Here is a 21,335-nt window from a genome sequence, read left to right as displayed (position 1 = left end):
CATGCAATGCGCGACTTCGCGCAAAATAATCAGTACGATGATGCATGCTGCCACACTCCCGCCTCACCATTGTCAGTCCATTGCGGACATGACACATCCTCAACAGATGCGTCGTGGACTCTGGTGAGAGATGAGAGACATGGCTCCAACACCAAGGATGGATATGAAGAACCTGAGACTGGTATTGCTCGCGACCGCCGCATTTTCCGTTTCGCAATTTGCGCATGCCGCGCCAGCATCTTTCATGATGGCCCAGGCCGCTCCCGATCAGCAGAAGGCGCCTGAGGGCAGGACGCCGCCGAAGGCTCCGCCGCCTGTCGCGCCGAGAGGAGCACCGCCCGCGCCACCACATGCCGCGCCGCCTCAGGCTCCGAAGGCCGCACCTCCACATCCGCCCGCAGCACCTCAGGCTCCTGCGGCCCGTCCCGCACCGCCGGCGGCACCTCCTCATGCCGCTCCCGCGCCACAGGCTCATCCGCCCGGCGCACCCGCACGGCCAACGCCTCCCGCCGCGGCGCCGACTCAGCCGCATCGCGGCGAGGCCCCGCGCCCGCAACCGCCTGCTCCGCAGCAGCAACCCGCACCTGCACCACGCGGTGAAGCTCCGCGCGCACCCAGCGCCCAGCCGATCGCGCCGGGCGCCCGCGACGTAACGCCACAACGCCCACCGGCGCCGAACAACGCGGCCCCGCATGCTGCGCCAAATCAGGCGACGCCTCCAAATGCGCGCCCGAATGCAGTTCAGACCCCGCCCGGCGGTCGCCCGTTGCCGAACGGCGCGCCCCCCACGCCGAATACTGCACCCAACGCAGCACCGAATCAGGCGACGCCTCCGAACGCGATGCGGCCGAATGCCATTCAAACGCCGCCCGGCGGCCACGCGCTGCCGAACGCAACACCTCCCGCACCGAATGCTGCGCCCAACGCAGCACCCGTACCCGGCGGCGCCAACGGACAACGCAGCGAGCGGCGCGGTCCACCGCCCGGCCTTCCCGCCGGCACACCCGTTGCGCCTACGCACGCGCCGATCGCGGCACCGTTGCCTGCTGCACCAGCAGCGGCCACCACGCCATTGCCCGCCCGGGATGCAACGATGCAGCGCGGACGGATCGACGACTTCCGCGGCAAGCGCCAGGAACGCACCGAAGGCGGTCGCACCATCATCACCGAACCGGGCCGCGTGATCGTACGCGATCCGAATGGACAGTCGTTCATCCGGCACAACGATGTGGACCGTTTCCGCTACGGCGCACGAGACGTCCGTGTCGACCGGCAGGGCAACGACACGCGCACAGTCGTGGTTCGTCCTGACGGCTCGCAGATCATCACCATCAACGACGAGCGTGGTGGTCTTCTGCGGCGCAGCCGCCGTGGACCGGATGGACGCGAGGTGGTCATCATCGACAACCGGCGTCACGGCGGTCCGGGTTTTGGTGCCGGTCTCGCCGCTGGTGTGGTGGCCGGCGCCATCGGCGGCTACTTCGTCTCGCTGCCGCCGCCCGTGCTGCACATTCCGCAGGATCGCTACATCGTCGAAGCCGACGGCGCGCCGCCGGATCTGATCTACGACACGCTGATTGCGCCGCCAGTGGACCGGCTCGAGCGGCCCTATTCGCTCGACGAAATCCGCTACAGCCCCTCGGTGCGCCAGCGCATGCCATCGATCGATCTCGATACCATCAATTTCGAGACCGGTTCGTGGGACATTCCGCCGGATCAAGCTGCGAAGCTGCAGGCCATCGCCGATGGCATGAACCGGGCCATCCAGAGAAATCCGCAGACGGTGTTTCTGATCGAAGGCCACACCGATGCGGTCGGCAACGATGTCGACAATCTGTCGCTGTCGGATCGCCGCGCCGAAGCGGCCGCGGAATTGCTGACGCAGCAGTTCGGCGTACCTGCGGAGAACCTCACGTCGCAAGGTTACGGCGAGCAGTATCTGAAGATTGCAACCGACGCTCCGGAGCGCCGCAACCGCCGCGTCACGGTGCGCAACATCACACCGCTTCTCAACGGTGGCGAGGCCAACGCCGCGCCACGCTGATTGCAATGTTGGTCACAAAAATGCGATGGCCGGGACAATGTCCCGGCCATTTTTGTATCTGGCCTTATCCAGCGGATCGGACGCATGATGCGACTAAAAGGAGTCTTTGATGAACGATGTTGCTGGACAGATCCACCACGCCGCCGCCAAAGGTTACACTGCCAAAGCCGAGACCTACGCGCGCGGACGGCCTGATTATCCAACCGAGATCGTGGACTGGCTGAGCCAGTATCTCAACATTGAGGCCGGCAAAACCGCCGTGGACCTTGGCGCAGGCACGGGCAAGTTCACCCGTTATCTGGTCAAAACCGGCGCGCGCGTGATCGCAGTCGAGCCGGTGCGGCAGATGCGTGAACAGCTTGCGAAGCTGCTCCCGGAGATCGATGTTCTTGAAGGCACCGCCACCGCGATTCCGTTGCCTGACAATTCGGTCGACGCGCTGACCTGCGCGCAATCGTTTCACTGGTTCGCCACCAAGGCATCGCTCACGGAAATCCATCGCGTGCTGAAGCCATGGGGCAAACTCGCACTCGTCTGGAACAGGCGCGATGAATCCGTGCCGTGGGTCGCTCAGTTGAGGGACCTCATCGCTCCCTATGAGGGCGACACGCCGCGCTTCACCTCAAAGACCCTGAGTTCGGTGTTCCCATTCGATGGATTCGGCCCGTTGCATGCGAACCGCTTTCCACATCCGGGCCATACCGGCTCGCCGGAGGATGTAATCGTCGACCGCTTCCGCTCGACGAGCTTTATCGCCGCGCTGCCTCCCGACGAGGAAGCCAAAGTCGTGGCGGCCATCCGCGCCTTGATAGCGTCAACACCCGAGCTTGCGGGCAAGGACATCGTGACCGTTCCCTACGACACCGTCGTCTATTGGGCGGACAAGACGGGTTAGTTGCGCCACGCAATTCTTGATGCGCTTCAGCCCTTGTCGCTGCCGAGCTTGGGAATGTGTGCGCCTTCACCCGCCGAGAGCAAGCCCGTCTTCGTGTAGAGATTGAGTTTGCGGCGCGTATCGGAAATATCGAGATTGCGCATGGTCAATTGACCGATGCGGTCGCCCGGCGTGAACGGCGCGTCCTCAACCTTCTCCATGCTCAACCGCTCCGGCGCATAGGTCAGATTCGGACTCTCGGTGTTCAGGATCGAGTAGTCGTTGCCACGCCGCAGTTCGAGCGTCACCTCGCCGGTGATCGCGCGCGCCACCCAGCGCTGCGCGGTTTCGCGCAGCATCAAGGCCTGCGAATCGAACCACCGCCCCTGATAAAGCAACCGGCCGAGCCGCATGCCGCTGATCCGGTATTGCTCGATGGTGTCTTCGTTGTGGATGCCGGTGACGAGACGTTCATACGCGATGTGCAGCAGCGCCATGCCCGGCGCCTCGTAGATGCCACGGCTCTTCGCCTCGATGATCCGGTTCTCGATCTGGTCGCTCATGCCGAGGCCATGCCTACCGCCGATGGCGTTGGCCTCGAGGAACAGCGCGACAGGATCGGCGAAGGTCGTGCCGTTCAGCGCGACGGGCTGGCCTTCCTCGAACCGCACTGAAACCGTCTCGGCCTTGACGACGCAATCGTCGCGCCAGAACGGCACGCCCATGATCGGATTGACGATCCTGATGCCGCTGTTGAGATGTTCGAGATCCTTGGCCTCGTGCGTCGCGCCGAGAAGATTGCTGTCGGTCGAATACGCCTTCTCGGCGCTCATCTTGTAGGCAAAACCATGCGCCGTCATGAACGCCGACATTTCCGCGCGGCCGCCCAGTTCGTCGATGAACTGCTGATCGAGCCACGGCTTGTAGATCCGCAACTCCGGATTGGTCAGCAATCCGTAGCGATAGAACCGCTCGATATCGTTGCCCTTGTAGGTCGAGCCGTCGCCCCAGATGTTGACGCCGTCTTCCTTCATGGCCGAGACCAGCATCGTGCCGGTCACGGCGCGGCCAAGCGGCGTGGTGTTGAAGTACGCGATGCCGCCGGTCGAGACATGGAAGGCGCCGGACTGAATCGCGGCGATGCCCTCGTGAACCAGCTGCGTGCGGCAATCCACGAGGCGGGCCTTCTCGGCGCCGAACTCCATCGCCTTGCGCGGAATCTCGTCGTAGTCGGCCTCGTCGGGCTGGCCCAGATTGGCGGTGTAGGCAAAGACGCGCGCGCCTTTCTGCTTCATCCAAAGCAGCGCCGCGCTGGTGTCGAGCCCGCCCGAGAACGCGATACCAACGTTTTCTCCCTTGGGAAGGTTTTTCAGAATCGTGCTCATGGGACTTCCTTCGGGCAGTTTCGTTGGACGACTTGGATACACGATGACCAGACATCGCGCGGACGGGAATGCGTGGATTGGCGGCCGGAGTGTAGGCGACGCCAAGATCAGACCGGCTCTCTATAGAAAGATTGGGAGGCCCCGAAAAGGCTCATTTTCGCCGTCCTGGCCCAGCGGCCACCATGTCGATGGGACCAGCGCGGCGGCCAGCAAAGTCCGGCAAGGGGCTCCCGCGATACCTAGCTACAGCCTGCCAGCGGCCTGAGTGCGCCTTTCGGCTGATCCAGCAGAAACAACGAGAAGCTCCGGCGCGAGGTCGGGCCCCTCACCATCGTCACGGGCCCAAGCGATGTGACGTTGCCGAACTGCGCCTCGAGACGTGCCGGCAGTTCACATTCCGTGACGAACAGGATCGGCATCGATGCCGCCGCCGTCAGCGGCCGGGAGATATCGAACTCATGGCTCGGCACTGCCGACAACGGCCAGGCGAGCACCGGCAAGCCGCTCGCGCGTGTGTAGTAAATCAGCGACGAGACGAGATCACGCGTGTCGGCGGCGATGCCGCGTGCGCCATGCGCTTTGGCTGTGACGGCGACGTCATCGCCAAGGCGATGCCAGCCCATCGTGCGAGCGTAGACGTTGCCATTGCGGATGCCGGGAATGCTGACGCGATCGGCGATGTGATCGCCGATCAGCAGCGTCCCCTGCACCACGAGACCGATGACGATGCTCGCCACGAGCCAGCCGCGGCGATCCTCAGTCACCAGCACGGCGGTCGCAAGGATGGTCATGGCAATCGCCGATGGCGCCGCCCAGTTGGCATTCGCATGGGTGAGAAACGCAACCACCGTGATGATCGCGACCGGCGGGACGGCAAACGCCATCAACATCCGCATGTCGGCATTGCGTAGATAATGACGCGGGCGCACGAGCAGCGCGAGGAACACGCCGAAGGTGATGAAACCCATGACAGCGAACTGGCTGGCGACAAACTCGGCGGCATGAGGAAGGCTGAACATCAGCCCGTTGCCGCGGGCATTGTCACCAGTGTGCTTGAGCGTGACGAAGCCGTTCGCGGCATTCCACATCAGGTTGGGCGCGAGCACCACGACACCGATCGCCAACGCCACCCATAGCTGCGGCCTGCGCCACAGCCGCCGCGATCCTTCATCCATGATCGCGGCCAGCACGGCGCAGGCGACGAAGTAAATCATCGCGTATTTCGCCAGCATGCCGATGCCGATCGCGAGGCCAAGCAGAACAGCCCAGCCCCAGTTCGGCGCGCGGCGCAATTCGACGAAAGCCAGCAGCGCCAGTGCCCAGCAGAACAAGAGCGGCACGTCGGTGGAGATGATCCGCGTCGAAAACACGACGCCGGGCGCGAGCAGATAGATCAACCCCGACCAGAAACCGGCACGGGCGCTGAACAGCCTTTGTCCGATCGCATAAATCAGAAAGGCGGTCGCGCCATGCAGCAGCGGCGCCGGTGCACGAATGCAGGCTTCCGACGCGCCACATACCGTCTGCGATGCGGCGATAATCCACGCCAGCAGCGGCGGCTTGGAGAAATAGCCGAACGCGGGCGCCTGCGCCCACGCCCAGTATTGCGATTCATCGAAGAACAGATCGACTACCGACAGATGCAGCCCGATAAGCCGCACCAGCGTCAGCACCACGACAAGGACAGCGAACACCGCCGGCAGCCTGCCGCCTTTGCCCGCGCCGGAAGCAGCCGCCACACTCATCCGCCTATCCTTCCGGAGGCGTCGGCGTGCGGCGCTTGAATGGCGCACCTATGGCGTTGAAGAACGCCATAAACCATCTCGTGAGCCGGGCGTCGATCTCATCGTCGCTCTGTCGCGTCGGCCAGCGATAATAGATACCGTGCATCACCCACACGATCAGGAATGCCATAACGCCACCGAATATCACGTCGGTGAAATAATGGCCGCCGAAGCTCATGCGCAGCAGTCCGGTGCCGAGACCGAACACCGTGGCGGCGACGTAAGCAAGCGGCCGCCATTGCGGCGGCGCAAGCGCTGCAGGCGCGTAGGTCCAGAATGCCGTGGTCGCTTCGCCCGAATAGAATGAGCAGTTGCGCGGACATTGTCCGGTCGGATTCCACCACGGCTTGAACTGCCAGGGACCGCCGAACTCGGCGGTCGCCACCGGACGCGGACGCCCCCAATAGGTCTTGAAACCGGCGTTCGAGATGATCCCGGCGGTCAGCACGATGGAAAGCGTCAGAAACAAAGTGACTCTGGGCGAGACCAGCATCCGGCGGCGTGGCAGCACGATCTTCACAGCGAGCGAGACCAGTGCAGGCAGCGCAAAGGCCCAGGTGATCCACATCGCGGCATCGCGCGCAAAGCTTGCCAGGTGCGAAGCCTGCATCGGGAAGCGATGGCTCGCAGGATCGTAGAACAGCGCCGCGATTTTCAGATCGAGCTCGGGAAATACGCCGAACACGATGCCCACAACAGCACCGACAGCGAGAGCGATTACAAGGCCCGTCTTGTTCATGGCGCCTGCCTACCAGACCGTGCCGACGGAGGAAAGCACCCTCACACCGGCTCGCGCCATGCTCCTGCGTTACGGCCTGCGATCAGCCAGTAAACTACGCCGCCAACAATGCCCGCGCCCACCATCACTTCGACGTGACGCCGGACGATGCCTTCGAACGTCATCGTCACGGTGTCGAACGGGATGAAGGCGAGGTAGCAGCCAAGCCCCGCGAGGCCGCCGAAGATCGCATAGGCCAGAATATGACGGATCGAGAAGGCTTCGGTGACGAGCACCGCGATCAGCGCGGGCAGCAGCGCGAAGCCGCTGATCAGCATAAAACCGATTCCGAAAATGACGTTCATCGTGCCGCTGTCGATATCGAGCGTCTGCACGTCCATCTCGGGAAACACCAGCGCGAACACTACCACCGCGCCCGCGACGAAGCAGGCGGCGAGGAAGCCGAAGAAGGTCGCGAACAATCGTCCGATCAGAGCCATGCGACAACTAATCCGTCATCGCCATCGCGCGCAGGGCATCGCGTTCGCGCACCGACAACTTCTCCGTCTCGGATTTCAGCTGCCCGCAGGCGGCGAGAATGTCACGACCACGCGGCGTACGGACCGGCGAGGAATAGCCAGCGTTGAACACGTATTCGGAGAATTTCTCGATCTGCTCCCAGTCCGAGCATTCGTACTTGCTGCCGGGCCACGGATTGAACGGAATGAGATTGATCTTGGCTGGAATGCCCTTGAGCAGCTTCACCAGAAGCTTGGCATCGTCGAGTGAGTCGTTGACGCCCTTCAGCATCACGTATTCGAAGGTGATGCGGCGCGCGTTCGATGCGCCGGGATAGTTGCGGCAAGCTTCCAGCAGTTCAGCGATCGGATATTTGCGGTTGAGCGGCACGAGTTCGTTGCGCAATTCATCGCGCACCGCATGCAGCGAGATCGCGAGCATCACGCCGGTCTCCTCGCCCATCCGCCCGATGTTCGGCACCACGCCCGAAGTCGACAGCGTGATACGGCGGCGCGACAGCGCGATGCCTTCATTGTCCATCACGATGTTGAGCGCATCGCGCACGGCGTCGAAATTGTACAGCGGCTCGCCCATGCCCATCATCACCACGTTGGTGACGAGGCGATTGCCGTTCGGCGTTTCGCGATCGACCCAATCGTTCAGGCGGTCACGCGCCACCATCACCTGGCCGACGATCTCGCCCGCGGTGAGATTGCGCACCAGCCGCTGGGTGCCGGTATGGCAGAACGAGCAGTTCAGCGTGCAGCCGACCTGCGAGGACACGCACAGCGTGCCGCGATCGGTTTCGGGAATATAGACGCACTCGACTTCATGCGCGCGGCCGACGCCGTCGCCCGGCAGACGCAGCAGCCATTTGCGGGTGCCGTCGTTGGAAACCTGTTCGGCGACGACTTCCGGCCGGTCGACGGTAAAGCGCGCTTCGAGTTGCGCGCGCATGTCCTTCGAGACGTTGGTCATGTCGGCAAACGTCTGCGCGCCACGCACATACATCCAGTGCCAGAGCTGTTGCGCGCGCATCTTGCGCTGCTTCTCGGGCACGCCGACTTCGCCAAGTCGTACCATCAGTTCCGCGCGCGACAGGCCGATCAGCGAGGGCCTGTCGGGAGCGACATAGACCTCCTGGGCGGTCTTTTCCAAGGGCGCGTCCATGCGCGCCTCCGCTTGCGTCATCGTGGGGTTCATGGCGCTTCAAATAGGCTTTTCACGCAGCCGTGGAAAGCCGCAGCCGGGGCGATTCCGGCCCTGGACTTAAAGATTCTGCGCCGGAGACGTCAAAAACCTGCTCCCCTCGCAAGGAGGCAGCGTCGGGAACCGGCTACTTCCGGCACTCCTGCGCGACCTTGTCGAGCGCCTGGGAAAGCCCCTTCAATGAGAACACGTCGGTCGTGTCCGTTCCCTTGGCCGATGTCGCCTTCACCGTCGCATCCGCGCCCTTGCGCATCGCGTCGATCAGGCGGTCCTCCTCGGCGGCGTTCTTGATCCACAATCCGTCACCCTGCGCGTACATCGCGTAACGCGCATTGCCGATCGCGAGCGTGGAGTCGGAGCCCGGCTTGATCTGGTACCCGATCATGATCGACACTTCGTTCGTCACCTTCTCGGAGGGACGGGTCGACACGAAGGCGTAGCCGGGATCGCGCGGCCGGTTCGGCGGATTGGTTTTCGAGGACGAGGGCTTGGCCAGCGCGAAGCAGACTTTCTTGCCGTTCGGCGTCGCGACGTAGGCACCCCAGGTGGCGTACTGCCCGACCAGCGTCGGCTCCGCACCGCCGGCATGCGCGGCAGCGGGTTTCGAAGCCGGCTTCGCGGCTGGTTTGGCCTTGCTGGATTTCGCAGCCGGCGCCTTGGACGAGTGTGCTTTGGGCGTCTGGGCCTGCAATGAAACAGGCACGGCCATGCATCCGATGAGCGCCACAGCGGTCATAGGTGCCAGCATCCGCAACATCATGAAGAACCTCTTTGATCGGGCAAGGCGCGAAAGCGCCGCCCGGCCTTGTCGAAAACGGGAATCGGCGAAGATTCCTCGGAGTTTGCACTGATTCCGCCGATCAGCCAAACCGCAGCAATGCGCCGCTTTTGGGGCTTGGAAAATTCAGTGCGGAGTATCCTCGAACCCGCGCCCCAGCGCAACGCGGGCCGCCCGCCGGTGTTCAGAGGTGATGTGGCTCGAAACCAGCCGGATTGCGGTCGCGAGCACGGCTGCGTCGTCGGTAAAGCCGAGCACCGGCAGCATGTCGGGAATAAAATCGAACGGCAGCACGAAATAGGCGATCGCGCCAAGCAGCGCCGCCTGAACATGACGCGGTGTCTCACGGTCGAACGCGCAATAATAGGCGGCCAAAAGCTCTTCGGCGAAGGGCAATTGCGCCGCCACCCGCTTGAGCTTCTTCCAGAAGCTCTCGCGCAAACGCTCGGGATTATTCACCAGCGCGTTGGTGTCGAACTCGATGCTCTGTTCCGATCTGGACATGGCTGTTGGCGCGGCTCCTTCATCCGCATCCCCTAAATGGGGATGTGTACCGCGCGCGACAACCCATCAGGAAAGCCGCCGGAGGCGGCGCTCCTCACGCGCCGAGCTTCGCCGCGATCTCGTTCATGGTTTTGGCGAGCGCGATATCGCGTTCGGTGACGCCATCGGCATCATGAGTGGAGAGACTCACCTCGACGGTTTTATAGACATTGCGCCAGTCAGGATGGTGATCGCTCTTTTCCGCAGCCAGCGCCGCGCGCGTCATGAAACCGAACGCCTCGTTGAAGTCCCGGAACGTGAAGGTGCGGTTCAGCGCCTTGCCACCCACCGCCTCGCTCCAGCCTTTCAGGCCCACCAGCGCCTGCTTCCGCGCCGCTTCCGAGAGCAAATCGACCATGCCACGCCTCCTGACCATTACCTGTCGCGTCAACCCGGGGTATTTCCGACCGTTCCCCAACCCGGACGCTAACCAACATCCCGGTTCCGGCCGCATTCCGCCTCAATCTCTGGTACGATAGTGGTGATGGTCCTTAACGCCTAGCCCGGGCGGAGGACTTAAGAAGCCGCTGCGGTGGAATATGGCAAAGGACAACCTGTTGGCGCGACCCGCTTTGCAGGCTCCCGGGGTCTCCTCCTCGCGAGCACGACGGCAGATGCGCGGAATCCTGATGGTGATCGCCGCCGTGCTCGCTGTCTTCGCGCTCGCAGGTGGCATCACCTATTACGCGCTACGGCCGATCACGCTGCGCATCGCGGTCGGGCCGCCCAGCAGCGATGACGTCAAGGTGATCCAGGCACTCAGCCAGGCCTTCGCACGCGACCACGCCCACATTCGCCTGCGCCCCGTCATCACGGAGGGCGCGTCCCAAAGCGCCGCTGATCTTGCGCAGGGCAAGACCGATCTCGCCATCGTGCGCGCAGACGTCGATCTGCCGAAGAACGCCGGCGCGGTCGCCTTCCTGCGCAAGAATTTCGCGGTGATCTGGGTGCCGGGCGGCGCCTCGAAGAAGCCGAAGATCACCAGCATCAAGCAACTCGCGGGCAAGAATATCGGCGTGATCGGGCGCACCCAGGCCAACATCAATCTGCTTCACGTCATCCTCGATCAGTCCGGGGTGTCTCCGGAGTCGGTGCATGTCACCCAGTTCTCGACCGCAGGCATTTCCGAGGCGCTGCGCAGCGCTAAACTCGACGCCTATATGGCGGTCGGGCCGCTCAACAGCCGCATCACTGCCGAGGCTATTGCTGCGACCTCGCGCGCGGGAGCTGAGCCACGTTTTCTTTCGCTCGATACAGCGGACGCGATCGCGCAGAAATTCGCCGCCTATGACTCGGGTGAAATTCCCGCGGGTACTTTCAGCGCCTCCCCGCCACGACCCGACGATACCGTGACGACCATCACCGTCGGCCATCACTTCATGGCACGCCGCTCGCTGTCAGACACGACGGTCGCCACCTTCGCACGGCAATTATTCGGCGCCCGGCAAGCCGTCATTAACGAGTTCCCGCAATCGGCCAAGATCGAAACCCCGGACACCGACAAGGATGCCGCCATTCCGGCCCACCCCGGCGCGGCCGCCTTCGTGGACGGCGAGGAGAAAAGCTTCCTCGACAAGTACAGCGACTACATGTGGGGCGGCATCATGCTGCTCTCGGTGATGGGCTCGGTGATCGCCTGGTTCGGCGGCTACCTGCGCAAGGATGAGCGCGTCACCAATTCAGGCCTGCGCGAGCGGCTGCTCGAAATGCTCACCGCGGCACGAACCAGCACCTCGATGGAGGAACTCGACGCCATGCAGGCGGAGGCCGACACCATCATGCGGGAAACGCTGCATTGTTTCGAGGACGGCGCCATCGAGGAGGGTTCCTTGACGGCGTTCAGCATCGCGCTGGAACAGTTCCATAACGCGGTCGCCGACCGGAAGATGTTCCTGATCAACCTGCCGGAAATGGCGCGGGCGCAACGTCCCCCGCCCCCTATGCATGTCGCTTAATCAATTTTTGCCTCGAGGCCGATTTTAACGATTTATCCGTTGTTTTTGAGTGATTCCCGACTATATTGCGCCGCAATGAGTGCCCGGTTCGACAGAGCCGGGCACCTCTTTTTCGGGCCGCGATTTGGCCGCCCGATTTGAACGCCGCCACGGCGGCCCCAGGATGATTTATGAACCTGCGTAATATCGCGATCATCGCGCACGTCGACCATGGCAAAACCACGCTGGTAGACAAGTTGCTCCAGCAGGCAGGCACCTACCGCGAAAACCAGCGCATCACCGAACGCGTGATGGACTCCAACGACATCGAAAAAGAACGCGGCATCACCATTCTCGCCAAGTGCACCTCGGTGAATTGGGGCGACACCCAGATCAACATCGTCGACACGCCCGGTCACGCCGATTTCGGTGGCGAAGTCGAGCGCATCCTCTCGATGGTCGATGGCGTGATCGTGCTGGTGGACGCCGCCGAAGGTCCGATGCCGCAGACCAAGTTTGTGGTCGGCAAGGCGCTCAAGCTCGGCCTCAAGCCGATCGTCGCCATCAACAAGGTGGACCGCCCCGACGCGCGCGTCACTGAAGTCGTCAACGAAGTGTTCGACCTGTTCGCAGCTCTCGACGCCACCGACGAGCAGCTCGACTTCCCGATCCTGTACGGCTCCGGCAAGAACGGTTGGATGGGCACAAACGAGGAAGACAACGCCAACGGCATGAAGCCGCTGTTCGAACTCGTCCTCAAACATGTTGCGCAGCCCGTCGTCGAAGAGGGTCCGTTCCGCCTGCTCGGCACCATTCTGGAAGCCAACCCCTATCTCGGCCGCATCATTACCGGCCGCATCGCCTCGGGCTCGGTGAAACCGAACCAAACGGTGAAGGTGCTCTCGCGCGACGGCAAGACCGTCGAGACGGGCCGCATCTCGAAAATTCTCGCCTTCCGCGGCATCGAGCGTCAGCCGATCGAACTTGCCGAAGCCGGAGACATCGTCGCCATCGCGGGCCTCACCAAGGGTACGGTCGCCGACACCTTCTGCGACCCGACCGTTGAAGTAGCGATCCAGGCGCAGCCGATCGATCCGCCGACTGTGTCGATGACCTTCATGGTCAACAACTCGCCAATCGCAGGCACCGAAGGCGACAAGGTGACGAGCCGCCTGATCCGCGATCGCCTGCTGCGCGAAGCCGAAGGCAATGTCGCGCTGCGCGTGGTGGAAGCCACCGACAAGGACTCGATGGAAGTCTCGGGTCGCGGCGAATTGCAGCTCGCGATTCTGATCGAAAACATGCGCCGCGAAGGCTTCGAGCTTGCCGTGTCGCGTCCGCGCGTCGTGCTGGAGAAGGCCGACAACGGCCAGCTTCAGGAGCCGATCGAGGAAGTCGTGATCGACGTCGACGAGGAATTCTCCGGCGTGGTCGTGCAGAAGATGAGCGAGCGCAAGGCCGAGATGATCGAAATGCGCCCGTCGGGTGGCAACCGCCTGCGGCTTGTGTTCTACGCGCCGACCCGCGGCCTGATCGGCTACCAGAGCGAACTGCTCACCGACACCCGCGGCACCGCGATCATGAACCGCCTGTTCCACGGCTATGCCGCGTACAAGGGCGACATTCAAGGTCGCCGCAACGGCGTGCTGATCTCCAACGATCAGGGCGAAGCCGTCGCCTACGCGATGTGGAAGCTCGAAGATCGTGGCCCGATGATGATCGAGCCCGGCTGGCGCGTCTATCGCGGCATGATCGTCGGCGAGCACACCCGCGAGAACGATCTCGAGATCAACGTGCTCAAGGGCAAGCAGCTCACCAACATCCGCACGACATCGAAGGATGAGGCAGTGCGCCTCACGCCGCCGATCAAGATGACGCTGGAAAAGGCGCTGTCCTATATCGAGAGCGACGAACTCGTTGAAGTCACGCCGAAGTCGATCCGGCTGCGCAAGCGCCACCTCGACCCGAACGAGCGCAAACGCGCCGAAAAGGAAAAGGAAGCTCTCGCGAGCTGATCTCTTATTCGCTTCGAACAATCTCTAAAATGCCCGGCCTTGCGCCGGGCATTTTCGTCTCATACGTCCATGACATTCTCATCGGCCCAGATTCCATGTCGTTTCCTTCTCACATCGACGTCGCGATCATCGGCGCGGGCGCAGCCGGACTTGGCGCTGCGCATGCACTGCAGGGCTCCGGCCTTTCGACGCTCGTGCTGGAAGCGCGGGATCGAATCGGCGGACGCGCGCAGACGCTGTCTCTACCCAATAATGTGATCTTCGACGTGGGCTGCGGCTGGCTGCATTCCGCCGACAAAAACCCATTCGTGCGGATCGCGGAGCAACTTGGATTTGCGATCAATCGAAATCGGCCGCCGTGGCAGCAGCAGACTTTCGACGCCGGTTTTCCCCGCGCCGAGCGCGAAGAATTCCTCGCTGCGCTTGATGATTTTTTCGAGCGCGCCTTCGCTGCAGTCGACAAACCCGACCGCCCGGCGAGCGATCTCCTCAAACCCGGTAATCGCTGGAATGCACAGATCGACGCGGTCTCGACCTACATTAACGGCTGCGAACTCGATCAGGTCTCGGTCCATGACATGGCGGCGTATGAGGACACCGAGATCAACTGGCGAGCGGCCAAGGGTTACGGCGCGCTGATCGCGGCCTATGGTTCAACCTGCACTGTTGCTCTCGGCACGCAAGTGACCTTGATTGATCATTCCGGGCCGCGCCTCATGCTGCACACCTCGCGCGGCACGCTCACGGCGGACAAGATCATCGTCACGGTATCGACGGACCTGCTCGCGAAAGAAACAATCCGCTTCACGCCGGCGCTGTCCGACAAGGTGAACGCCGCCGCCGGTCTGCCGCTCGGCCTCGCCGACAAGGTAATGCTGGCGCTTGCGATGCCGACCGATCTGCCCGCCGACGGCAATCTGCGCGGGCGCAGCGGCACCGTGAAGACCGGCGCCTATCATCTGCGGCCGCAGGGCATGGCCTGCATCGAGGGCTATTTCGGCGGCGCCTACGCGCGCCAACTCGAAGATGCGGGAAAAGGCGCGCTGGCGCAGGCTGCAATCGACGAGATCGCGGGTCTGCTCGGCAATGACTTTCGCAAGAAACTGACGCCGCTTGCATCGTCGCACTGGGCGCACGACGAATTCGCGCGCGGCTCCTATTCACATGCGTTGCCGGGCCATGCCGGTGATCGTGCCATTCTCGCCGCACCCGTAGATGGGCGACTGTTCTTCGCGGGCGAAGCAACCTCACCAAGCTTCTTCTCCACCGCCCATGGCGCGCTGGAAAGCGGTTTTCGCGCAGCGAAGGAAGTGACGGCGCCGCGCGGCCGTTGAGCACGTTAACGCTTGCCGAGAGCAGGCGCGATGATCGACTCCAGTCGAGCCTCGCTCTCTTCCTGTACGAAAAAATGCCCTTCGCGCGCAGCGGGCGGCAACGCGTTGAACGTTACGCGATCCCCTCCCGCGCGAAACGCATCCGCCATGTGCTTCGACAGCGCCGGAGAAAAATAGGAATCGTTCTCCGCCACCAGCCATGTCACCGGCACGCGCGCATTCTGCCCGAGCGTCTTGCTTGCCGCGATCAGTCTGTCCGGCGCACAGACTTTGTTGGGCTCGCCATGCGCGTGTCCGCCGCGGCCCGGCGCGAAGACGATGATCGCAGCAACGTCGCGCGGATCGCGTTGCGCGAGTGCCAGTGCGCCGAAACCTCCCGCCGAATGGCCGACGATCACCGCGCCATCGTGGCGCGCGAAAGATTGCCTTCGCAGAAAATCCAGCGCCATGCCGATTGCGCGGCCGGTGACCTGCGCGGCGCGGAGATAATCCGGCGCATCGCATCCACCCTGGCCTTCGAGATAGGGACCGCCGGTATCGCCATGGCCGGGACGCTGCGGCACCAGCACCGCGAAGCCCCACGCGACCAGCGCCAAAGCGAGATGCGCGTAGTTCGGCTGCGTCATCTGTGCGCGTTGGATCTCATTCTCGACCGACGCATGCGCGATGATCGCAACAGGAAACGGTCCCTCGCCTTGCGGACGAAATAACAGCGCATGGGAGACTGTCGCGGGATCGGGCGTTGGTACACGCCATTCCTGCTGCCGCGCGGGCGTGCCTTCCGGCCCAACCGGGCCGAGCGAGAGCGGCTGTGCGCATGCGGCGAACACCGTACTCATCAACCCAGCCGCGAATACCGTCGTGAAAAGCCATCGCGTCGCCATATCCGCACTATCGAATTTGCGGCGCGATGAGCCAAGCTGCGCCTGCCGATTTTCGTCCTATTTCGGGACAGGTCACAGCACGATGATGCAAAAACCTCACATGTTAACCGATAATTAACGATAGACCTTGTCGAGCGCCCGGCGAGTTGCTTTGATTATCTCATGAGCACGATCCTGATCGAAGTCCGGCCCGCCCGGACAGCCGATGCCGCCGAGATTGCTGCCACCCATGATGAGGCGTGGCGCTCGGCCTATCAGGGTATTATTCCCGGCGCGGAACTGGAAAAGCTCATCAATCGCCGTGGTCCGCAGTGGTGGAACGGCGCCATCCGCAAAGGTAGCCGCGTCAGCGTGCTGTCGTTCGGGGACAAGATCGCGGGCTATGCGAATTACGGCCGCAACCGCGCCCGCAGCCTGCATTTCGACGGCGAAATCTACGAATTGTACCTGCGCCCGGAGTTCCAGGGGCTGGGCTTTGGCCGCCGCCTGTTCTCCGCCGCGAAGCGCGACCTGACCCAGAGCGGGCTGAAAAGCATGGTGGTCTGGGCACTGTCGGACAACGACCCGGCCGTCGGCTTCTACCAGAGCCTCGGCGGCCGCATGGTGGCGCGTTCCTCGGAGCAATTCGGCGCCAAGGCGCTCGACAAGGTCGCCTTCGCCTGGGGCAACTGACGGTCTCGCGACAGCCGGCCCATCATCAAATCATGCCGGATCGGCCGCAGGTGATTCCCCTCGCCCGCAAAAGCGATTAAACAGCGCGCGTCGGCCGCCGTTCGCGGTCTTTATTCCTAGTCCAGGGTTATCCATGAATATCGACGCTATCTCGGTGGGAGCCAACCCGCCGCACGAGGTCAATGTCATCATCGAGGTTCCGATCGGCGGCGAGCCGATCAAGTATGAACTCGACAAGGTCGCGGGCACGCTGGTGGTCGACCGCTTCCTGCATACGGCGATGCGCTATCCAGGCAATTACGGCTTCATCCCCCACACCCTGTCCGAGGACGGCGACCCGTGCGACGTCATCATCACCAACACCCGCGCCATCGTGCCGGGTGCGGTGATGGCGGTGCGTCCGGTCGGCGTGCTGCTGATGGAAGACGAGGCCGGCGGCGACGAGAAGATCATCGCGGTGCCGGTGCCGAAGCTGACCAAGCGTTACAACCGCATCCAGACCTACAGCGACCTGCCGGAAATCACGCTGGAGCAGATCCAGCATTTCTTCGAGCACTACAAGGATCTGGAGCCCGGCAAATGGGTGAAGATCGTGCGGTGGGGCGGCGCGGAAGAAGCGCAGAAGCTCATCCTCGAGGGCATCGCCCGCGCCAAGAACGAGAAGAAGTAAGAAGAAGACTCTGTGAAGCCTGCGGTCAGACCGCAGGCTTCGGCAGTTTGTGAATGGCGCAGGCCGCGCGCACCGTATTGACGAGCAGGCAGGCCACCGTCATCTGACCGACGCCACCCGGCACCGGCGTCACCGCGCCCGCCACCTCCATCGCTTCGGCATAAGCAACGTCACCGACGAGACGGCTCTTGCCGCCTTCGCCCGGCAGGCGATTGATGCCGACATCGATCACGGTCGCGCCGGGCTTGATCCAGTCGCGCTTCACCATTTCCGGCCGCCCGACCGCCGCGAACACCAGATCGGCCTGACGACACAACGCGGACAGATCGCGCGTGCGCGAATGCGCGACCGTCACGGTCGCATTTTCATTGAGCAGCAGTTGCACCAGCGGACGGCCGACGAGATTGGAACGGCCGAGCACGATGGCGTTCATACCCTCGAGCGAGGCATGCACAGTCTTCGCCAGAATGATGCAGCCGAGCGGCGTGCACGGCATCAGCGCCGATAGCCCGCTCGCGAGCCGCCCCGCATTGACCGGATGCAAGCCGTCGACATCCTTGGCCGGATCGATCGCGTTGACGACGGTGTTGGCATCGAGCCCCTTGGGCAGCGGCAATTGCACCAGAATGCCGTGCACGGCCGGGTCGCGGTTGAGTTTTTCGATCAGCGCCAGCACCTCGGCCTGCGGCGTGTCGGCGGCGAGCTTGTGTTCGAACGACGCCATGCCCGCGGCCAGCGTCTGCTTGGTCTTGCTGCCGACATAGACCTCGCTTGCCGGATCGTTGCCGATCAGCACCACAGCAAGGCCGGGCGTGAGATCGTGATCGCGCTTCAGCCGCGCCACTTCCGCCGCCACGTCCTCGCGCAGCTTCGCCGCAATCACTTTTCCGTCGATCACACTGGCCGGCATCGATGTCCTTTCAATCCTTGTCGGTTATGGCGGTCGAGGCTTTCAAAGCCTCGCCAAGTTGTTTGGGATCGCCGTCGATCGCGATCTGCTTGATGCGCGAGGTCACGCCAGACGCAACGCGCACTTTGCTTTTCGGAACGCGGAGAACTTCCGCGAAAAGCTCGGTCACCGCGCGGTTGGCCTCGCCGCCTTCCGCCGCCACCCGCACGCGAACCTTGACGACCGATTTGCCGTTAGCGAGTTGTTCGATGCCGTCCACCGCATCGCGACCACCGCGCGGCGTGACCCGGACAGAAACCATGACGCCATGCGCTGCATATCGCCATGGGTCCATCGGGAATCCCTTAGCCAGCGCGACCGGATCAGATCACGTTCGGGTAGATGTAATAAGTGATGACCCGCTGCAGGAACATGATGATGAGAATGACGATGATCGGCGAGATATCGAGGCCGCCGAAGTTCGGCATCATGTTGCGGATCGGACGCAGCACCGGCTCGGTGATCTTGTAAAGAAACTCGGCGACCGAGGCGACAAACTGGTTTCGCGTATTCACGACGTTGAATGCGATCAGCCAGGACAGGATGGCGGAGGCGATCAGCAGCCAGACGTAAAGATCGAGAATGATGAGAACAATATCGAGAACGGCGCGCATGGCGAGTTTTCCAGTTGAAGGCCCCTCTTATCGTCTCAGGGGGAACCAAACAAGAGAGCCGAAGGCCTTCGGCTCTCGGTCTCAGGGCCTTAAATGTGGCCATTTCAGCCCTCGCGGAAGCCCGGCCGGAGTCCTTGACTTGGGGTTGGACCGGATTGTAAATGGCGCGCGTTGCCGGGTTCAACCCACCGGCCGACGGGGCCATAGCTCAGCTGGGAGAGCGCGTCGTTCGCAATGACGAGGTCGGCGGTTCGATCCCGCCTGGCTCCACCAACCCCCTCCTTCATTACCATCTGCGCCGTGATGCCGCTCATGCCACAGGGCCGCCTCGCATCGTTGCCGTTTGTCTGGCATCCTGTGCCGGACTTGCCGCAGAAATGGAGGCTGGCGTGCCGACCGAGCGTTTTCAGTTTCCGGGAACCGGGGGCGGGATGCTCGCCGCCGCTCTCGACCGCCCCGAGGGCACACCCCGCGCCTATGCGCTGTTCGCCCACTGCTTCACCTGCAGCAAGGACAATCTTGCCGCGAGCCGCATCGCCGGCGAGTTGGTGCAGCGTGGCTTCGCGGTGTTGCGTTTCGACTTCACGGGCCTCGGCAATAGCGAGGGCGAGTTCGCCAACACGCATTTTTCGTCCAACGTCGCCGATCTGATCCGGGCTGCCGATCATCTGCGCGCTGGCCACCACGCCCCCGCTCTGCTGATTGGCCACAGCCTCGGCGGCGCGGCCGTGCTCGCGGCAGCGGAACGGATTCCGGAGGCAAAGGCCGTCGTCACCATCGCAGCCCCCTCCGATCCCGCGCATGTCGTCGGGCTGTTCCGGAATCATGTTGAGACCATCCGCGCCGAGGGCGAAGCCGAGGTGTCTCTTGCCGGACGCAGCTTCACGATCCGACGCAGTTTCCTCGACGATGTCACCAGCCAAAACCTGGCCAATCACATCGCCAACCTCCGGCGCGCGCTACTGATCTTCCACGCGCCGACCGACGACACGGTCGGGATCGAGAACGCCACGGAGATTTTTGTCGCGGCCAAGCACCCCAAGAGCTTCATCTCGCTCGCGGGCGCGGACCATCTGCTAACGAAGCGGGAGGACGCTCTTTACGTCGCCGACATGGTGGCGGCATGGGCGGAGCGTTATCTCGATGCGGTCCCTGGGGCGATGGAGGATCTCGCGGAGAAAGAGGGCGTCACCGTGCAGGAGACTGGCGAAGGCCGCTTCCAGCAACTTGTTACGGCAGGCCGTCATACGCTTCTCGCCGACGAGCCGGTCGGCGTCGGGGGCCTCGACAGCGGCCCCGGCCCCTACGACCTCCTGCTCGCAGGCTTAGGCGCCTGCACGTCGATGACGATGCGGATGTATGCCGAGCGCAAGGCGCTGCCGCTCGACCGCGTGACCGTGAAACTCAAACACTCGCGCATCTACGCCAAGGATTGCGCCGAGTGCGAAACCAAGGACGGCATGATCAGCCGGATCGAGCGGGTCATTTCCATCGAAGGCACACTCGATGGCGAACAGCGCAACAAGCTGATGGAAATCGCCGACAAATGCCCGGTGCATCGCACCCTGACCTCGGAGATCGACATCGTCACGCGCGAAGCCGAACGGGATTCTTGAAGCGCGTCTAACGACGGCGCTGCTGCACCTTCGCGACCGCAGCCAGCACCCATGCGCGCGGAACGAACCGCAGCAACAGCGGAATGCTGCGAACTGCAAAGCCCGGCAACACCACTTGCCGGTTCACCATCAATCCTTCGTAACCGGCGCGTGCAACCTCGACAGCCGACACGGTCAGCACTTTCGAATCTATTCCCGGAACGAATCCGGCACGTGACTGGAATTCCGTCGGCACCGGGCCAGGACAGAGCGCGGTGACGCGCACGCCGGTCTTGCGTAATTCCCCCCGCATCGCCTCGGTGAACGACAGTACGAACGCCTTGGTCGCGTAATAGACCGCCATTCCCGGTCCCGGCAGGAATGCCGCGATCGACGCGACATTCAGGATGCCACCGCGATGGCGGACGATGCTGTCGGCAAAGCGCAGCGTGAGATCGGTCAGCACGCGGACGTTGAGATCAATCATCTCGAGCTGCTGCGCGCGATCGAGTTCAAGCGCCGCACCGGCCAGTCCGAAGCCCGCATTGTTGACGAGAAACTCCACTTCGAAGCCAAGCGCCGCGAGGCCTTCCTCCAGCTTTGCTCCGGCGCCTTCGGCCGCAAGATCGCAGGCGATGGCGATCGGCTTCTTGGCGCCAGTGGCCCCGATCACATCGCACAATTCAGAAAGACGATCCGCGCGTCGCGCGACCAGCACGCAGGTATGTCCATGGGCGGCAAAAATCCGCGCCAGTTCAAGACCGATACCGGACGACGCTCCTGTAATCAGTGTCACGCGCTCGGCCATTCGGCT

The 21,335-nt window shown here is 63.1% G+C and carries 21 protein-coding genes and 1 tRNA gene; 9 read left to right on the top strand and 13 right to left on the bottom strand.

The window, feature by feature from the left end:
* Positions 1–163 precede the first annotated feature (163 nt).
* Together HMPREF9697_RS21530 and HMPREF9697_RS14255 are read left to right on the top strand one after the other, a co-directional pair.
* Positions 164–2,044 (top strand): OmpA family protein, encoded by a 1,881-nt coding sequence (locus tag HMPREF9697_RS21530; protein ID WP_244597764.1) that lies wholly within the window; start codon positions 164–166, stop codon positions 2,042–2,044.
* A gap of 109 nt (positions 2,045–2,153) precedes the next feature.
* Positions 2,154–2,939 (top strand): class I SAM-dependent methyltransferase, encoded by a 786-nt coding sequence (locus tag HMPREF9697_RS14255; RefSeq protein ID WP_002717939.1) that lies wholly within the window; start codon positions 2,154–2,156, stop codon positions 2,937–2,939.
* A gap of 26 nt (positions 2,940–2,965) precedes the next feature.
* Here HMPREF9697_RS14255 and argG read toward each other — a convergent pair whose 3' ends face one another.
* The 8 genes from argG to HMPREF9697_RS14215 form a co-directional block, all read right to left on the bottom strand.
* Entirely contained in the window at positions 2,966–4,303 is a 1,338-nt protein-coding gene (gene argG, locus HMPREF9697_RS14250; protein WP_002717938.1) for an argininosuccinate synthase, read from the bottom strand.
* Between the two features lie 239 nt (positions 4,304–4,542).
* A complete protein-coding gene (locus HMPREF9697_RS14245; protein WP_002717937.1) occupies positions 4,543–6,048 on the bottom strand; it encodes an ArnT family glycosyltransferase in 1,506 nt (501 codons plus the stop codon).
* Positions 6,049–6,052: 4 nt separating this feature from the next.
* On the bottom strand, positions 6,053–6,826 hold the full coding sequence (locus HMPREF9697_RS14240; RefSeq protein ID WP_002717936.1) for a phosphatase PAP2 family protein: 774 nt from the start codon (positions 6,824–6,826) through the stop codon (positions 6,053–6,055).
* A 41-nt stretch (positions 6,827–6,867) separates the two neighbouring features.
* The gene (locus tag HMPREF9697_RS14235) at positions 6,868–7,305 is read right to left on the bottom strand and encodes a hypothetical protein (protein ID WP_002717935.1); all 438 of its coding nucleotides are present in this window, start codon (positions 7,303–7,305) and stop codon (positions 6,868–6,870) included.
* 7 nt (positions 7,306–7,312) lie between these two features.
* A complete protein-coding gene (rlmN, locus tag HMPREF9697_RS14230) occupies positions 7,313–8,494 on the bottom strand; it encodes a dual-specificity RNA methyltransferase RlmN (protein ID WP_002717934.1) in 1,182 nt (393 codons plus the stop codon).
* A gap of 166 nt (positions 8,495–8,660) precedes the next feature.
* A complete protein-coding gene (locus tag HMPREF9697_RS14225) occupies positions 8,661–9,242 on the bottom strand; it encodes an invasion associated locus B family protein (RefSeq protein WP_244597974.1) in 582 nt (193 codons plus the stop codon).
* A gap of 195 nt (positions 9,243–9,437) precedes the next feature.
* Positions 9,438–9,815, bottom strand: a complete 378-nt coding sequence (locus HMPREF9697_RS14220; RefSeq protein WP_002717932.1) for a YkvA family protein — start codon at positions 9,813–9,815, stop codon at positions 9,438–9,440.
* Between the two features lie 94 nt (positions 9,816–9,909).
* Complete coding sequence (locus HMPREF9697_RS14215) at positions 9,910–10,212, bottom strand: 4a-hydroxytetrahydrobiopterin dehydratase (RefSeq protein ID WP_002717931.1); 303 nt, start codon at positions 10,210–10,212, stop codon at positions 9,910–9,912.
* Between the two features lie 256 nt (positions 10,213–10,468).
* On the opposite strand from HMPREF9697_RS14215, the gene HMPREF9697_RS14210 reads away from it, so the two are divergent.
* The 3 genes from HMPREF9697_RS14210 (at position 10,469) to HMPREF9697_RS14200 (ending at position 15,137) form a co-directional block, all read left to right on the top strand.
* On the top strand, positions 10,469–11,809 hold the full coding sequence (locus tag HMPREF9697_RS14210; RefSeq protein ID WP_430642166.1) for a TAXI family TRAP transporter solute-binding subunit: 1,341 nt from the start codon (positions 10,469–10,471) through the stop codon (positions 11,807–11,809).
* Positions 11,810–11,979: 170 nt separating this feature from the next.
* A complete protein-coding gene (gene typA, locus HMPREF9697_RS14205; protein ID WP_002717929.1) occupies positions 11,980–13,803 on the top strand; it encodes a translational GTPase TypA in 1,824 nt (607 codons plus the stop codon).
* A gap of 95 nt (positions 13,804–13,898) precedes the next feature.
* Positions 13,899–15,137, top strand: a complete 1,239-nt coding sequence (locus HMPREF9697_RS14200) for a flavin monoamine oxidase family protein (RefSeq protein WP_040308298.1) — start codon at positions 13,899–13,901, stop codon at positions 15,135–15,137.
* A gap of 5 nt (positions 15,138–15,142) precedes the next feature.
* Here HMPREF9697_RS14200 and HMPREF9697_RS14195 read toward each other — a convergent pair whose 3' ends face one another.
* Positions 15,143–15,976 carry an alpha/beta hydrolase family protein gene (locus HMPREF9697_RS14195; protein WP_244597762.1) on the bottom strand — a complete coding sequence of 278 codons (834 nt, stop codon included), beginning with the start codon at positions 15,974–15,976 and terminating at the stop codon, positions 15,143–15,145.
* A gap of 207 nt (positions 15,977–16,183) precedes the next feature.
* Between HMPREF9697_RS14195 and HMPREF9697_RS14190 the strand changes: the two genes are divergently transcribed.
* Positions 16,184–16,693 (top strand): GNAT family N-acetyltransferase, encoded by a 510-nt coding sequence (locus HMPREF9697_RS14190; RefSeq protein ID WP_002717926.1) that lies wholly within the window; start codon positions 16,184–16,186, stop codon positions 16,691–16,693.
* Between the two features lie 133 nt (positions 16,694–16,826).
* On the top strand, positions 16,827–17,363 hold the full coding sequence (gene ppa, locus HMPREF9697_RS14185) for an inorganic diphosphatase (protein ID WP_002717925.1): 537 nt from the start codon (positions 16,827–16,829) through the stop codon (positions 17,361–17,363).
* Positions 17,364–17,388: 25 nt separating this feature from the next.
* Here the strand turns inward: ppa and folD are convergent, their stop codons facing one another.
* Genes folD through HMPREF9697_RS14170 form a run of 3 tightly spaced genes read right to left on the bottom strand, consistent with a single transcriptional unit; the run spans position 17,389 to position 18,926 of the window.
* A complete protein-coding gene (gene folD / locus HMPREF9697_RS14180) occupies positions 17,389–18,273 on the bottom strand; it encodes a bifunctional methylenetetrahydrofolate dehydrogenase/methenyltetrahydrofolate cyclohydrolase FolD (protein WP_002717924.1) in 885 nt (294 codons plus the stop codon).
* Between the two features lie 10 nt (positions 18,274–18,283).
* The gene (locus HMPREF9697_RS14175) at positions 18,284–18,607 is read right to left on the bottom strand and encodes a DUF167 domain-containing protein (RefSeq protein ID WP_002717923.1); all 324 of its coding nucleotides are present in this window, start codon (positions 18,605–18,607) and stop codon (positions 18,284–18,286) included.
* A gap of 28 nt (positions 18,608–18,635) precedes the next feature.
* Positions 18,636–18,926 carry a YggT family protein gene (locus HMPREF9697_RS14170; RefSeq protein ID WP_002717922.1) on the bottom strand — a complete coding sequence of 97 codons (291 nt, stop codon included), beginning with the start codon at positions 18,924–18,926 and terminating at the stop codon, positions 18,636–18,638.
* Positions 18,927–19,123: 197 nt separating this feature from the next.
* On the opposite strand from HMPREF9697_RS14170, the gene HMPREF9697_RS14165 reads away from it, so the two are divergent.
* Both HMPREF9697_RS14165 and HMPREF9697_RS14160 read left to right on the top strand, forming a co-directional pair.
* Positions 19,124–19,199, top strand: a tRNA-Ala gene (locus tag HMPREF9697_RS14165).
* Between the two features lie 116 nt (positions 19,200–19,315).
* Positions 19,316–20,542: a bifunctional alpha/beta hydrolase/OsmC family protein gene (locus HMPREF9697_RS14160; protein WP_040308297.1), complete on the top strand. Its 1,227-nt coding sequence runs from the start codon at positions 19,316–19,318 to the stop codon at positions 20,540–20,542.
* A gap of 7 nt (positions 20,543–20,549) precedes the next feature.
* On the opposite strand, the gene HMPREF9697_RS14155 is transcribed toward HMPREF9697_RS14160, so the two are convergent.
* Positions 20,550–21,329, bottom strand: a complete 780-nt coding sequence (locus tag HMPREF9697_RS14155) for an SDR family NAD(P)-dependent oxidoreductase (protein WP_002717921.1) — start codon at positions 21,327–21,329, stop codon at positions 20,550–20,552.
* Between the last annotated feature and the right edge of the window lie 6 nt (positions 21,330–21,335).

The sequence above is a fragment of the Afipia felis ATCC 53690 genome, assembly GCF_000314735.2.
Taxonomy (GTDB): domain Bacteria; phylum Pseudomonadota; class Alphaproteobacteria; order Rhizobiales; family Xanthobacteraceae; genus Afipia; species Afipia felis.
The sequence above is the reverse complement of the archived record's forward strand: the minus strand, read 5'-3'. Positions and strand labels throughout refer to the sequence as shown.